11 protein-coding genes are annotated in these 12,628 nt (G+C 74.2%); 9 read left to right on the top strand and 2 right to left on the bottom strand.

Going from position 1 to position 12,628, the window contains the following annotated elements:
* The first annotated feature begins 143 nt into the window (after positions 1-143).
* From CBP52_RS08070 to CBP52_RS08050, 5 genes are all read left to right on the top strand, one after another.
* On the top strand, positions 144-572 hold the full coding sequence (locus CBP52_RS08070; RefSeq protein ID WP_094180520.1) for a hypothetical protein: 429 nt from the start codon (positions 144-146) through the stop codon (positions 570-572).
* A complete protein-coding gene (locus CBP52_RS08065; RefSeq protein ID WP_094180519.1) occupies positions 565-2,526 on the top strand; it encodes a hypothetical protein in 1,962 nt (653 codons plus the stop codon). Before CBP52_RS08070 ends, CBP52_RS08065 begins: the two co-directional genes overlap by 8 nt.
* A complete protein-coding gene (locus CBP52_RS08060) occupies positions 2,523-3,320 on the top strand; it encodes a 3'(2'),5'-bisphosphate nucleotidase CysQ (RefSeq protein WP_094180518.1) in 798 nt (265 codons plus the stop codon). The genes CBP52_RS08065 and CBP52_RS08060 overlap by 4 nt, the downstream gene beginning before the upstream one ends.
* 77 nt (positions 3,321-3,397) lie before the next feature.
* Positions 3,398-4,243, top strand: a complete 846-nt coding sequence (cysD, locus tag CBP52_RS08055) for a sulfate adenylyltransferase subunit CysD (RefSeq protein WP_232514769.1) — start codon at positions 3,398-3,400, stop codon at positions 4,241-4,243.
* A gap of 2 nt (positions 4,244-4,245) precedes the next feature.
* Positions 4,246-5,505 (top strand): sulfate adenylyltransferase subunit 1, encoded by a 1,260-nt coding sequence (locus CBP52_RS08050; protein WP_094180516.1) that lies wholly within the window; start codon positions 4,246-4,248, stop codon positions 5,503-5,505.
* A 25-nt stretch (positions 5,506-5,530) separates the two neighbouring features.
* On the opposite strand, the gene CBP52_RS08045 is transcribed toward CBP52_RS08050, so the two are convergent.
* Positions 5,531-6,943 (bottom strand): LCP family protein, encoded by a 1,413-nt coding sequence (locus tag CBP52_RS08045; RefSeq protein ID WP_094180515.1) that lies wholly within the window; start codon positions 6,941-6,943, stop codon positions 5,531-5,533.
* 2 nt (positions 6,944-6,945) lie between these two features.
* Positions 6,946-8,205, bottom strand: coding sequence for an LCP family protein (locus tag CBP52_RS08040; protein ID WP_232514714.1), 1,260 nt, complete (start codon positions 8,203-8,205; stop codon positions 6,946-6,948).
* A 225-nt stretch (positions 8,206-8,430) separates the two neighbouring features.
* Between CBP52_RS08040 and CBP52_RS08035 the strand changes: the two genes are divergently transcribed.
* The 4 genes from CBP52_RS08035 to CBP52_RS08015 are packed head-to-tail and all read left to right on the top strand — an operon-like array spanning position 8,431 to position 12,628.
* Positions 8,431-9,597, top strand: a complete 1,167-nt coding sequence (locus CBP52_RS08035; RefSeq protein ID WP_094180514.1) for a glycosyltransferase family 2 protein — start codon at positions 8,431-8,433, stop codon at positions 9,595-9,597.
* 7 nt (positions 9,598-9,604) lie between these two features.
* Entirely contained in the window at positions 9,605-10,474 is an 870-nt protein-coding gene (locus CBP52_RS08030; protein ID WP_094180513.1) for an ABC transporter permease, read from the top strand.
* Complete coding sequence (locus CBP52_RS08020; RefSeq protein WP_232514713.1) at positions 10,452-11,507, top strand: ABC transporter ATP-binding protein; 1,056 nt, start codon at positions 10,452-10,454, stop codon at positions 11,505-11,507. Before CBP52_RS08030 ends, CBP52_RS08020 begins: the two co-directional genes overlap by 23 nt.
* A gap of 26 nt (positions 11,508-11,533) precedes the next feature.
* Entirely contained in the window at positions 11,534-12,628 is a 1,095-nt protein-coding gene (locus CBP52_RS08015; RefSeq protein ID WP_232514712.1) for a glycosyltransferase, read from the top strand.

Raw genomic sequence — 12,628 nt, 5'->3', positions numbered from 1 at the left:
TCCGGCGTCCCCCACGGGCGCCGGAGAGCCCGTCGGCCCGCCTGTGCGGGACCGTGAGGAAAGGCAGTGCACTGACGTCCCCCGAACGTCCCGGCATCACCGCAGGCCACGACGCACAGCACGACGACCGGACGACCGCGACGGTGCGGCTCGACGACGAGAGCGCCGCGGCGCAGCGTCGTGCCTGGGCGCGGGCCGTGCTCGCGGGGGACGTGCGGACCTTCGACGAGTGGGCCGCCCAGCCCGCGGTCCAGACCGACGGCGGGGCCGACGCAGGGTCCGAGGCTGGGGCGTCGGACGACCGCCCGCTCCCGTCCGACGCGGCGCTCGAGCTCGTCCGCCGGGTCACCGCGGCGCTGCCCCCGACGGAGCCCGGGACGCTGCGGGACCGCCTGCGCGCGGACGTCGTCGCCGACGTGCTGCGGCTCGCGGCGGACGGCACGGGCACGGCGCACGGCTCCCCGGCGGTCGACGAGGTCGACGCCGAGCTCGTCGGCGAGCTCCTCGCGGGGGTGTTCGTGCGCACGCTCGCGCTCGTCGACGAGGCGCGCGCGGAGGTGGCCCGTGGCTGACCTCGTCCTCGAGCCGCTCCCGGAGGGCACACGGCTCGTGCACATCGGCGCGCACAAGACCGGGACGTCGTCGGTGCAGGGCGCGTTCCACGACCAGCGCGCCGAGCTGCAGGCGGCCGGTGTGCAGTACCCGGGCACGGACGTCAACCACGCGCTCGCGTTCCGCGCGCTGTTCGGGTGGGCGAGCGTCGAGACGCAGACGGCCGGGCAGCACCGGCTGGGGGACCTGCGGGCGGCGCTCGCGGCGGACACGACGAGCCGGGTGCTGCTGAGCTCCGAGGAGCTCACCTGGTCCGACCTCGACGAGGTGCGCCGCGTCCGCGAGCTCGTCGGCCCGCGCTCGCACGTCGTCCTCACGCTGCGGGACATGGGCGGCTTCCTGCCCTCGATGTGGCAGCAGGCGGTCCGCAACGGTGAGCCCACACCGTTCGACGACTGGCTCGCCGCGCGGCTGCGCCGGCCCGAGCGCGTGCGCACGTTCCACCGCGCGGACGACACGTGGCTCACGCACCGGTGGGCGCGGGTGTTCGGTGCCGAACACGTGACGGTCGTCGTGCTGCAGCGCTCCGCGCCCGAGCGGCTGTTCTCGGTGTTCGAGCAGCTGCTCGCGATCCCGGCCGGCACGCTCGCGGTGAGCGAGCGCAACCGCGGCATGACCCTGCCCGAGAGCGAGCTCGTGCGGCAGCTCAACGTCCGCACGCGCCGGCTGCGGGTGCCCGCCGCGCGCCGTCGCGCGCTGGTGTACCGCGGGGCGGTCACGCCCATGCTGCACGGGTGGGAGCCGCCCCCGGGGACGGTGCGGCCGACCATCCCGGCGCCGCTCGTCGCGGGTGTCGCCGCGCTCGGCCGGCAGGTCGCCGACGAGGTCCGCGCGTCGGGTGTGCGCGTGGTCGGTTCGCTCGACGAGCTCGCGCGCGTCCCGGCGGACCCGCCCGCGTCGAACACGACGACGAGCGTGCCGCTGGACGTCGCGACGATCGCGCTCGCAGGTCTGCTCGAGCGGGCGGAGGAGCTCGTCGCCGAGGCGCAGGCGGGGACGCAGCGCCGGCACCGCCTCGACGGGGTGAACCTCGTGCCCGCGCCCGGCCGGCTCGTGCACGTCGGGCCGCCGCACACGGGCGGGCCTCGCCTGCGCGCGGCGTTCGCCGCGTCCGCCGACGCGCTGCGCGCGCACGGCGTCGACCTGTCGCCCGACGCGCCCGCCGCGGGCCGCCGGACGTTCGTGAGCGACGACGCCTGGGCCCTGGACCCCGGTGCGGTGTCCGACTCGGACCTGCGGGACGCGCGCGTGCTCGTCACGCTCCGCCCGCTCGGGGACGTCCTGCTCGGCTGCTACGCCGACCACCTGCTCGCGGGCGGGACGCAGACCCTGCGGTCGTGGCTGACCGCCGCGCTCGCGGCCGGCGGGCCGGGCCGCGTGCCGCTCGCCGCGCCCGACCGTGAGGACCTCCTCGGCGTGTGGACGCGCCGCGTGGGTGTGGAGGGCGTCACGGTGCTGGTGCCGCGACCGTCCGACGGCGCGCTGCTGGTCGACGCACCCGTGCGCATGCTGGACCTCCCGACGCGCCTCGTGCGGGCGGGTCGCGTGGTCCGGGCGATGAGCGACCGCGAGGCCGCGGTGCTGCGGCTGCGCAACACCGGCGCGCTCGGTCGACGCGCGTCGGGCCTCACCCCGGCGCAGGTGCGCACGGCACTCTCGCGGTGGTCCACGGGTCCCGACGAGCCTGCGCTCGGCGTGCCGGAGGACCTGCAGCCGCAGGTCGCGGAGCTCGCCGAGCTCCTCGTGGCGCGCGTGACCGCGTCGGGCGTCGCGGTCGTCGGCGGGCTGGGGACCGTGCTGCGGCCACCGCGCACCGCCGCGGACGACGACGTGGTCGACGCGTCGGCGCCGCGGCTCGTGGGTGCGGCTCGCGCGCTGCGCTCGACGCTGACCCCCAAGGAGGACGACGCATGACCGACCACGAGCTGGCCGCCGCGCTCGCGCAGGGCGCGGGCCGGGTGCTGCTCGCCGAGCGCGACCGGGGCGACACGGCCGACCTGCGCGCGCGGGGCGACCGCGTCGCCCAGGCGTATCTCGCGCGTGAGCTGACGCGGGCGCGCCCGCACGACGCGGTGCTGTCGGAGGAGGCCGCCGACGACGGTGCGCGCCTGTCCGCCGACCGTGTGTGGGTGGTCGACCCGCTCGACGGCACCCGCGAGTACGCCGAGCGGCACGACGACGGCTCGTGGCGTGACGACTGGGCGGTGCACGTCGCGCTCTGGCAGCGCGGGCGGGGGCTCGTCGCGGGCGCCGTGGCGCTGCCCGGACGAGGGACGGTGCTGCGCACCGACGCGCGCGTCGAACGGCCCGCGCGCCGGCCCGGCCCGCTGCGGCTCGCGGTGAGCCGCTCGCGCCCGCCCGCGCTCGTCGACGCCCTCGCGACGCTGGCCGACGTCGAGCTCGTGCCCATGGGCTCGGCGGGGGTCAAGGTCGCCTCGGTCGTGACGGGCCGGACCGACGCGTACGTCCACGCGGGTGGCCAGTACGAGTGGGACTCGGCCGCGCCGGTCGCGGTCGCGACCGCGGCCGGTCTGCACTGCTCGCGCGTCGACGGCGCCGCGCTCGAGTACAACCGGCGCAGCCCATGGCTGCCCGACCTGCTCGTGTGCGAGCCCGAGCGCGCGGACGAGCTCCTGGGCCTGGTCGCCCGCGCGCAGGCGCTCGTCGCACCCGACGCCCCGCCGACCCGGGAGGATGATGCCCCGTGACCCCGAGCCGACCGCACCACCAGCCGCACTACCAGCTGAGCCACCTCGAGGCCCTCGAGTCCGAGAGCATCCACGTGATGCGCGAGGTCGCGGCCGAGATGCGCCGGCCCTGCCTGCTGTTCTCGGGCGGCAAGGACTCGATCGTCATGCTGCACCTCGCGGTGAAGGCGTTCGCGCCCGCGCGCATCCCGTTCCCGGTGATGCACGTCGACACCGGGCTGAACTTCCCCGAGGTCATCGAGTTCCGCGACGCGGTCGTCGACGAGCTCGGGCTGCGGCTCGTCGTCGCGTCGGTCCAGGAGGCGATCGACCGCGGGCTGGTCCGCGAGGAGCGCAGCGGCTCGCGCAACCGCATCCAGACGCCCGTGCTGCTCGAGGCCGCGGAGCAGCACGGCTTCGACGCGCTGTTCGGCGGGGCGCGGCGCGACGAGGAGAAGGCCCGGGCCAAGGAGCGGGTGTTCTCGTTCCGTGACGAGTTCGGCCAGTGGGACCCGAAGAACCAGCGCCCGGAGCTCTGGTCGCTGTACAACGGCCGCGTGCACCCGGGCGAGTCGATCCGGGTGTTCCCGCTGTCCAACTGGACCGAACTCGACATCTGGTCGTACATCGGTGCGCAGGACGTCGCGATCCCCGACCTGTACCTGGCCGCGGAGCGCGACGTCGTCGAGCGCGACGGGATGCTCTACGCGGTCAACGCGTTCGTCGAGCCCCGGGAGGGCGAGACCGTCACGCGCCGCAGCGTGCGCTACCGCACGATGGGCGACGCGAACCTGACCGCGGCGGTCGAGTCGACCGCCGCGACCGTGCAGGACGTGATCGACGAGATCGCGGCCGCCCGGCTCACGGAGCGCGGCGCGACGCGCGGCGACGACCGGGTGAGCGAGGCCGCGATGGAGGACCGCAAGCGCGAGGGGTACTTCTAGACATGAGCGATCTGCTGAGGTTCGCGACCGCCGGCTCCGTCGACGACGGGAAGTCGACGCTGATCGGACGCCTGCTGTACGACAGCAAGTCGCTGTTCACCGACCAGGTCGAGGCGGTCGAGCGGGTCAGCGCCGACCGGGGCGACGACTACACCGACCTCGCGCTGCTCACCGACGGCCTGCGCGCCGAGCGCGAGCAGGGCATCACCATCGACGTCGCGTACCGCTACTTCTCCACGCCGCGGCGCAAGTTCATCATCGCGGACACCCCGGGGCACATCCAGTACACGCGGAACATGGTCACGGGGGCCTCGACCGCGGACGCGGCGCTGATCCTCGTCGACGCGCGCAAGGGCATGACGGAGCAGAGCCGCCGCCACGCGTTCCTCGCGACGCTCCTGGGCGTGCCGCACCTCGTCGTGTGCGTGAACAAGATGGACCTCGTCGACTGGTCGCAGGACGTGTTCGACGAGATCCGCGCCGACTTCGCCGACTTCGCGGCGCGACTGCGCACGCACGACCTGACGTTCATCCCGGTGTCCGCGCTGCTCGGGGACAACGTCGTGGACCGCAGCACCCGCACGCCCTGGTACGACGGCGCGACGCTGCTCGGGCATCTCGAGCACCTGCACGTCGCGAGCGACCGCAACCTCATCGACGTGCGCTTCCCGGTGCAGTACGTGATCCGCCCGCAGTCGAGCTCCGCGCGCGACTACCGGGGGTACGCGGGCCGGGTCGCCAGCGGCGTCATGCGGCCGGGCGACCCCGTGGTCGTGCTGCCCAGCGGGTTCACCTCGACGATCGCCTCGATCGACCAGGCCGGCGAGCCCGTCGACGTGGCGTTCCCGCCGATGTCGGTCGTCGTGCGGCTCGCCGACGAGCTCGACATCAGCCGGGGCGACATGCTGTGCCGTCCGGCGAACACGCCGCACGCGACGCAGGACCTCGACGTGCAGGTGTGCTGGATGGACGAGACAGCGCCGCTACGGCCCGGCGTCGTCTACGGGCTCAAGCACACGACGCGCTCGACGCGCGCGAAGGTCACGGCGGTGGACTACCGGATCGACATCAACACGCTGCACCGCGACCCGGGTGCCGACACCCTCGAGCTCAACGACATCGGCCGCGTGCGGCTGCGCACCGCGACCCCCGTGCTCGTCGACCAGTACGAGCTGAACCGCGAGACCGGGTCGTTCATCCTCGTCGACGAGTCGACGTTGCGGACCGTCGGCGCGGGGATCGTCACGGCGGCGCGCGACTGACCGGTGCGGCCGGGACGCCGGGGAGTCAGTCGCCCCCGACGGTCCCCGGCTCGAGCGTGCCCTCGCGGATCGCCTTCCAGAACGGGGGCGTCCGCTCCGGGTCGAGCTGGACGGTCGAGCCGACGCCGCCGGGACGGTAGTCCATGCTCGCGATGGGCGGTGTCCCCGTGATGCCGCCCTTGCCGTTCGCGGCCTTGAACGCGAGCGCGAGCCGGGCGAGGTCGACGACGTCGCTCGACTCGTCGACCGTGAGCGCGTCCGTCGCGGCGGACACGAGCGAGACCTGCTGCGACGGGTGCAGCGCGAGGGACTTCGGGTCGACCTTGTCGAGCACTGCGCCGACGAGCTGACGCTGACGCTGACCGCGGCCGATGTCGCCCAGCGGGTCGGCCTTGCGCATGCGGGCGAACTGCAGCGCCTTCTGGCCGCCCACGGAGTGGCAGCCCGCCGACCACTTCATGTGCGAGTCACGGTCGTCGACGTCGTGGTCGTAGCACAGGCGCACACCGCCGACCGCGTCGACCACGTCCTTGACACCCGCCATGCCGATCTCGGCGTAGTGGTCGACCGTCAGCCCCGTGAGCTCCTCGACCGTCTCCACGAGCAGCGGTGCCCCGCCGAACGCGAACGCCGCGTTGATCTTGTTCGGGTCGTGCCCCGGGATCTGGACGTACGTGTCGCGCGGCAGGGAGATGAGGGCGGTGGGGCCGCTGTCCGGCACGTGCAGCACCAGGATCGTGTCGGAGCGCTGGCCCTGCGTGCCGTCGTCCTTGACCCCGCCGTCGGCGCGCGAGTCGGACCCGGTGATCAGGTAGGTGGTGCCGGGCGTGCCGTCCGCGCCCGAGAGCGCCTCCGTGCGCTGGATCTTGCCGTTGGCCCACACGAGCAGCCCGATGGGCCACGCGAGCAGCAGGACCAGGACGAGCGCGACGACCGCGAGGGCGATCCGGCCGCGGCGGCGACGCGGGGGCGCCTGGTCCGGGCCCGCGACGGCCGCGCCGCCGGGACCCGTGGGACCGCCGGGACCGCGGCCCGCCGGAGCGCGCCCGGCGGGCGGGGCGGGTCGGCCGGCCGTGGCGCCACCGGTCGTCGGCCTGCCCGGCGCGCGACCCGACGGTGCCGCGGTGCGACCCGACGAGGCCGCGGTGCGACCCGACGGGGCGGCCGTGCGACGCGGCGCGGTCCGCGCGGTCTCGTCGCCCGGCGTGAACGACGGGGGAGTGCCGCCGGTGCCGCGGGGCGCCGTGGGGCGCCGGCTCGTGGCGGCCCGGGGCGCGGCGGTGCGAGGAGGAGCGGCGGTGCGAGGAGGCGCGGGCGGCGTCCCGGCACCACCGGGCGACCTCGACGAGCCGACGACGACCGCGTCCTGCCCCGTGGGCCGGCTCCCGCCGGACCCCGGGGCGAAGCTCGGCGGCGTGCCCCGCTCGTCGCGCGCCATGCTCAGCAGCTGGCCGTGTTGTCGTCGAGCGTGAACGCCTCGCGGCCGGCCTTGCGCGTGGCCTTCGGCGTGGGCGCCTTGGTCGGCTCGGCGGTCTGGCCCTGCGTGGGCGTCGCGGTCGCAGACGGCTTGTCCGTGGCCTTCGCGCCCGGGTCCTGCGACGTGCCGGTGAGCAGCGGCGTGTCCGCCGCGATGTTCGACCAGATGATGTCGGCCTCGTCGGTCCACACCACACGGTTCTTGTCGTCGGGCGCCGCGCCCCACGGGATCGTCATGAACGTGATGTTGCCAGTGCGGATGCTCCGGGCGCTGTAGGCGAGGCCGGCCATGTCGGGCGTGTGCATCGACGTCGTGAGCGACTTGGTCGCGGCGTTGAGCAGGCCCAGCAGGTCCGTCCAGTCCGTCAGGACGTTCTTCGACAGCGTCTGCGAGGCCATCGCGGCGAGCAGCCGCTGCTGGTTGCCGATGCGGCCGATGTCCGAGCCGTCGCTCACCTGGCTGTGCCGCGAGCGCGCGAACGCCAGCGCGGTCTTGCCGTCCAACGTCTTGTTGCCGGCCTCGACGTGCAGCTTCGCCTTCTTGTCGTCCATGTCCTGCGGGATGCAGATGTCCACGCCGCCGATCGCGTCGACCATCGTCTGGAACCCGGCGAAGTCGACCAGCATGAAGTCGTGGATGGTGATGCCCGTGTTCGCCTCGACCGTGCGCCACGTGCACGCGGCCGCCGACTGCAGGTCCAGCCCCAGGTCCCAGCCGCGCGCGAACGCCTCGTTGAACATCGCGTAGCTGCTCGCGCCGGTCGTCCCGTTCGTCGTCTGGCACGAGGGGATCTCGACCATCGAGTCACGCGGGATGGAGACCATCTCGACGCGGTCCCGGTCCGCCGAGATGTGCATGACGATCGTCGTGTCGGAACGCATGCCGCCCGCGACGCGACCGCCGATCTCCCCGTTGGCACCCTCGCGCGAGTCCGAGCCGATCAGGAGGATGTTGACGTCCTTGCCGGCGTTCGGGTCCTTGCCGACCTGCGCGCCGTTCGTCGGCCGCGGGCCGATGAGGCCCGAGACGTCGACGTGGTTGATGTTGCCGTTGAGCCGGGCGTAGACCGCGTACGCCGCGGTGCCGCCGAACGCGAGCAGTGCGACCGTCGCCAGCGCGGTCCCGCGCAGGATGTGGCCGGTGCGGTGGTGACGGGCGTGGCGCACCGTCGACGGACGCGCGGCGGAGGCGTGGCGGGCCGAGGAGGCAGGGGTGCTGGTCACGCGGTCGATCCTAGGGAGCCCCCTCGGCGTGAGAGGGGGAGTCCTCGCAGGTGCCCGGTGGAGAGATTGTGGAGATGCGCGCACACCCGGCGAACGGGTGACGTCGCAGGTCACAGCGGCGGGTCGCGCAGTCGCGCCGGGCGCCGAGGCAACCGTCCCGGATCGCCCTGACGGGCGTCGCGCGCGAGCCTGCGCACGTCGTCGCCTGGGCTAGCCTTGTCGGCGATGTCCCCCGCGAAGAGCCCGTCGGAGCCCGACGGCACCAGCCACCTGCCTCCGGTCTCCGTGTTCCTCACGGTGCGCGACGAGGAGCGGCACCTGACGGCCGCGATCGAGCGGGTCCTGGGCCAGGACTACGCCGGCGAGCTCGAGGTCGTGCTGGCCGTCGGACCGAGCCACGACCGGACGCTGGAGATCGCGCACGAGCTGGCCGGGCGCGACGCCCGCGTGCGGGTCATCGACAACCCGACCGGACGCACGCCCGACGGGCTCAACCTCGCGGTCGCCGCCGCGCGGCACGACGTGCTCGTGCGCGTCGACGGCCACAGCGAGCTCGAGCCGGACTACGTGCGGCGCGCCGTCGATGCCCTGCTCGAGACCGGCGCCGCCAACGTCGGCGGACGCATGGTGCCCCTGGGGACCACGTCGTTCGAGGACGCCGTCGCGCGGGCGATGAGCAGCCCGCTCGGCATCGGCTCCGCCGCGTTCCACACCGGGGGCGAGCCGGGGCCCGCACCGACCGTGTACCTGGGGGTCTTCCGGCGCGACGCGCTCGAGCGGGTCGGCGGGTACGACGAGCACTTCGTGCGCGCGCAGGACTGGGAGCTCAACCACCGGCTGCGGGAGGCCGGCGAGGTCGTCTGGTTCGTGCCCGACCTCGGCGTGACGTACCGGCCGCGCGGCGACGTGCGCGCGCTCGCGCGGCAGTTCTTCCGCACGGGGCAGTGGCGGCGCCAGGTCATCAAGCGCCACCCGCAGACCGCCGGGCTGCGCTACCTCGCGCCCCCCGCCGCGGTCGCCGGGATCGCCCTGGGGACCGCGGTCGCGGCCGTCGGTGCGACCGCCGGCCCGCGCTGGCTCCTCGTCGGGCTCTCCGCGCCCGTGGGGTACGCCGCGGCCGTCGTCGCGGGCTGCGCCGTCGTCGGCCGCGACCTGCCTCCCGCGGCGCGCCGCCGCCTGCCCGGCGTCGTCGCCACGATGCACCTCGCGTGGGGCTCCGGCTTCCTGCGCGGGCTGCCGCGTGCGGGAGCACCGGCGGTCGCTCCCGGGACGACCGCATCCGCCTCCGCGGCGGGGGCGACGACGGGCGTCGTCTATCCTGTTGCGGCGAATGCGCCCCGTCCGGCCCCGACCGAAGGCCCGGGGCCTGACCGTCACGTGACGGAGGACTGACCACCACATGTCGACCAAGGACGTCGTGCGCGATGCCGACGCGGACCTGCAGGTCTACTCGCCCCACCGGGCGGGCCTGCCGAGGTTCGGACCGTACTTCCGCGACCTGCGCGCGCGACTGCCGTTCGCGGCGGAGTCGTCGAAGGCCAGCATCCGTGCCGCTCACTCGCAGACGGTGTTCGGCCAGCTCTGGCTGATCATCAACCCGCTGCTCATGTCGTTCGTGTACTTCCTTCTCACCGTCATCATCGGCGGCAAGGGCGGTATCGACCTGCTCGCGCACATCGTCAGCGGGCTGTTCGTCTTCCACCTCGTGTCGGGCTCGATGTCCGCGGGCGCGAGCTCGGTGACGGGTGGCGGCCGACTGATCATGAACATGGCGTTCCCGCGCCTGCTCATGCCGATGTCCGCGGTGCGTACCGCGTTCTTCCGGTTCCTGCCGACGCTGCCCGTGGTCCTGATCATGAAGGCCTTCACCGACGAGGAGTGGGGGCCGCAGATGCTCCTGGCGGCCGTCTTCCTGGGCTTCATGGTCGTGTTCTCCATCGGGCTCGCGTCCGTCCTGGCGACGCTGCAGGTGTACTTCCGGGACACGTCGAGCTTCCTGCCGTTCGTCACCCGCATCTGGCTGTACATGTCGCCGATCATCTGGACCGTCGACACCGTGCAGACCGGCAAGTTCGCGCGGTTCGCCGACTTCATGCTGTACGGCAACCCGCTGTTCACGATGGTCGGCGGATGGACGGACCTCGTGCTCGACGGGACCGTCCCGCCGCTGTCGTTCTGGGTGATCTCGGCCTGCTGGGCCGTGGGCATGGCCGTCGTCGGCAGCCTGTTCTTCATGTCGAGGGAGCGTGAGTTCGCTGTCCGCCTCTGAGGTGAGCACGTCGGGCGACTCCCGACGACCGTCCGGCACCGCGACGGGCGCGGACGCGCCCGCGCAGCCCGCCGACCCGCAGCAGCCCGACGCGCCCGCGGCGCCGTCCGCGCCCGACGCGCCCGCCGACCAGACGGCACCCGCGGGCGAGGAGGCGGCCCCGAAGCCCAAGGCCAAGAAGCCGGCGGCCAAGAAGCCCGCGGCCAAGAAGCCCGCCGCCACGGTCGAGCCGCGCATCGAGCGCAAGTACCAGGTCGACACGAGCGTCCCGCCCGCGGTCAGCGTCCAGGACGTGTCGATCACGTACCGCACGACGTTCGAGAAGGTGCCGACCCTGAAGAGCGCGATCGTGCGCTTCGGGCGCGGCGAGCGCGCGGTGCGCGAGGTCGAGGCGATCCAGAACATGTCCTTCGACGTCCCGGTGGGGACGGCGCTGGGCATCCTCGGCGCGAACGGCGCGGGCAAGTCGACGCTCATGCGAGCGCTCGCGGGCGTGCTCCCGCCCACGTCGGGCCGCATCGAGGTGCGCGGGAAGATCAGCTCGCTGCTGTCGCTCGGTGTCGGGTTCAACTCGGCCCTCACGGGGCGGGAGAACGTGGTGCTCGGCGGGCTCGCGCAGGGCCTGACGCGCGAGCAGGTCGCGGAGCGCGCCGACGAGATCGCGGACTTCGCCGAGATCGGCGAGTTCATGGACATGCCGATGCGCACGTACTCGTCGGGCATGTCGCAGCGGCTCGCGTTCGCGGTGTCGGTCCACATGGAGCCGGACATCCTGCTGATCGACGAGGCGCTGTCCGCGGGTGACGCGAAGTTCAAGAACAAGGCCGCCGCGAAGATGGACGAGCTGATGTCCTCGGCGCGCGCGATGTTCCTCGTCTCGCACTCGCTCGGGTCGATCCGTCAGCTGTGCAACGACGCGATCTGGATCCACAAGGGCAAGCTCATGATGCGCGGCACCCCGGAGGAGTGCGGCGCGGCGTACACCAAGTTCCTCGAGGTCGGCGAGACCGCGTTCACGCTCGAAGACTTCTGAGCGGGGTGCGCGCGATGAGGCCGCAGGTGAGCATCGTGACGTCGGGCCACGACGTCGCGGACGCCCGCCTGCACCGCGAGGTCGCGGCGCTGAGCCGGCGCGGGCTCGAGGTCGAGGTGCTCGGCCTGGGCCAGGCCGCCGCCGGGCCGCCCGAGGCGTCGACCCGCTCGTGGCGACGGGGCGGGGGACTGCGCCGCTCGTGGCACGCGCTCACGCTGCCCCTGCGTGCCCGCGGTGACGTGCTCGTCGCGCTCGACCCCGACTCGGCGGCGGGCGTGTGGCTCGCGCGCGGCCTGCGCCGGCTCACCGGCCGCCGGATCGCGGTGGTGACCGACGTGCACGAGGACTACGAGCTGCTGCTGCAGGACCGCCCGTGGGCGTCGGGGGTGCGCGGTGCGCTCGCGTCGGTGTGGGCGCGCCTCGGCATCCGTGCCGCGCAGCGTGCGGACCTGCTCGTCGTCGCCGACCAGCACCTCATGACGGACGTCGAGCGACGCCTCGTGGTGCGCAACCTCGCCGACACCTCGATGCTCCCGGGGCCGACCGCGCCGGGGCCGACCCCGCGCGCGCTGTACATCGGTGACCTGCGGCGCAGCCGCGGTCTGTTCGCCATGCTCGACGCGGTCGAGGCGGCTCCCGGGTGGGAGCTCGACCTCGTCGGGCCCATCGCCCCCGCGGACCGCGAGGAGTTCCTCGAGCGCCTCGCGTCGCCCGTGCTCGCGGAGTGCGTGCGGTGGCACGGCCGCCAGCCCCCGCGCGAGGCGTGGACGCTCGCGCGCGGCGCATGGGTCGGGCTGCTGCTGCTCGACCAGACTCCCGCGTTCCGCGACGCGATCCCCAGCAAGCTCTACGAGTACCTCGCGTGCGGCCTCGCGGTGGTGGCCACCGACCTGCCGCGCAGCGCGCGCGTCGTGCGCGAGAGCGCCGCGGGCGTCGTGGTCGACGACGCCGCGGGCGCCGCCGAGGCACTGCGGACGTGGCAGGCCGACCTGGGCGGGTTCTCGCGCGTGCGCGACGCGGCGGTCGCCGCCGGCGGCGCGTACGTCGCGGAGGACGACCTGTCGGCCTTCGCCGACGCGGTCGCCGCCCTCGTCAAGACGCCGGTGGCCGCCGGGGTCTGA

It is taken from the genome of Cellulomonas sp. PSBB021, assembly GCF_002240455.1.
Classification (GTDB): Bacteria; Actinomycetota; Actinomycetes; order Actinomycetales; family Cellulomonadaceae; genus Cellulomonas; species Cellulomonas uda.
This window is presented reverse-complemented; position numbering and strand designations above follow the sequence as displayed.

What these genes read in the sequence shown, in the direction of transcription:
- CBP52_RS08060 (WP_094180518.1), top strand. Translation starts at nt 2,523, where the DNA reads ATGACCGACCACGAGCTGGCCGCCGCGCTCGCGCAGGGCGCGGGCCGG.
- cysD (WP_232514769.1), top strand. Translation starts at nt 3,398, where the DNA reads ATGCGCGAGGTCGCGGCCGAGATGCGCCGGCCCTGCCTGCTGTTCTCG.
- CBP52_RS08050 (WP_094180516.1), top strand. Translation starts at nt 4,246, where the DNA reads ATGAGCGATCTGCTGAGGTTCGCGACCGCCGGCTCCGTCGACGACGGG.
- CBP52_RS08045 (WP_094180515.1), bottom strand. Translation starts at nt 6,943, where the DNA reads ATGGCGCGCGACGAGCGGGGCACGCCGCCGAGCTTCGCCCCGGGGTCC.
- CBP52_RS08035 (WP_094180514.1), top strand. Translation starts at nt 8,431, where the DNA reads ATGTCCCCCGCGAAGAGCCCGTCGGAGCCCGACGGCACCAGCCACCTG.
- CBP52_RS08030 (WP_094180513.1), top strand. Translation starts at nt 9,605, where the DNA reads ATGTCGACCAAGGACGTCGTGCGCGATGCCGACGCGGACCTGCAGGTC.